Genomic DNA, 1,231 nt, shown 5'->3' with positions numbered 1-1,231 from the left:
AGGGCGGTGAGCGCCGCGGGCGCGCGTTCCGGGAGACGCCAGGGCTGAGCCCCGGAGCGCCACAGCAGCAGCGCCGCCCCGCCCGCGAAGGACAGCGCCAGCGCGGCCGCGATCTGAAGCGCGGACGGCCCCGCGCGCTTCACGGGCGCCGGTTCTCCGCTGTCGTCCGCAGCCCACGCCATGCGCCGGGCGGGGATCACCGCCTCGCGCATCTTCCGCGTCTGGGTGTCGAACCACGGAATCCGCATCTCCGTCACGGTGGCGGGAAAGGCGGTGGTCGGGCGCGCCTCCCAGGAATAGGTCACCTGCGAAACCGGCCCGGTCGGGGTGATCTTCGTCTCGCGGCTGGTGGGGCCGAGGAAGCTGATGATCCCCGGCGACAGCAGTTTCGGGGTCGGCGGCAGCATGTCGGCGGGCGCGCCGTCGGCGGTGACGGTGACGGTGCGGGTCAGCGTCTCGCCCCGGGGCACGCGGTCCGGATCGCCGGACCACGCGTCCCGCACCTCGACGGAGCGGGCCGGCAGCCACCAGCCTCTGGCGTCGTCCGGGCCGCCGGGGCCGCGCCACTCGGCGACCTTCAGCTCCACGGGCTTCGACACCACCTCGATCTCGCGCCGCTCGGCGCCGTCGACCACGCTCAGCCGATGCACGAACGGTCCGATGACCAGCGTGCCGGAGCGGCTCGGATAGACGGCGATCACGCGCGTGAACTCGCGCTTGGTGAAGCCGTCCTCCTCGATCACGCGCAGGTCGTCGAGGCCGAGCTCGGACCAGGCGAAGTCCACCAGCTCGGGCTGGATCAGCTTCGACAGGTTGATCAGCGGCCGGTAGACGCCCCGGATGCGCACCAGCACCAGCTCGCGCGGATAGGGCGCGGCTCCGTTCAGGAGCGGCGTCACCTCGAGCCGCACGTCGTCGAACACGGACGACGCGGCGCGGGCCGGGGCGGGCGCCAGCGCGACAAGGAGAACGAACAGCAGGCCTGCGAGCGCGCGCGCCATCACCACGCCTCCGTTCCCGTGGGCGCGGCCACGCCCCGTTCCGCCCGGCGGGCGCGCTCGGCCGCGAGCCGCAGCCGGAGATAGCGGCCGGGATCGTCGGCCAGCGTCTGCAGCCACTGCACGCTCGGGTTCACCGCCTGCTGCTCCCGGCTGCGGCGCAGCTTCAGCGAGGGCTGCTCCATCTGCTGGGCCACCGGCGCCTGCTCGCCGCCGGTGCGGCCGGCGCCTTC

General features: G+C 74.2%; 1 protein-coding gene and 1 pseudogene. Both read right to left on the bottom strand.

Annotated features, from left to right (window positions below; genetic code table 11):
* Positions 1 to 1,001 (bottom strand): hypothetical protein (locus ACFQ4O_RS17705; protein ID WP_378777715.1); only part of this gene is annotated, 1,001 nt, incomplete at its 3' end.
* Positions 1,001 to 1,231, bottom strand: a pseudogene (locus ACFQ4O_RS17700) (tetratricopeptide repeat protein); the annotation flags it as partial. The gene ACFQ4O_RS17705 and the pseudogene ACFQ4O_RS17700, both read right to left, overlap by 1 nt.

It is taken from the genome of Methylopila musalis (assembly GCF_042679725.1).
GTDB classification, from domain to species: domain Bacteria; phylum Pseudomonadota; class Alphaproteobacteria; order Rhizobiales; family Methylopilaceae; genus Methylopila; species Methylopila musalis.
The sequence above is the reverse complement of the archived record's forward strand: the minus strand, read 5'-3'. Positions and strand labels throughout refer to the sequence as shown.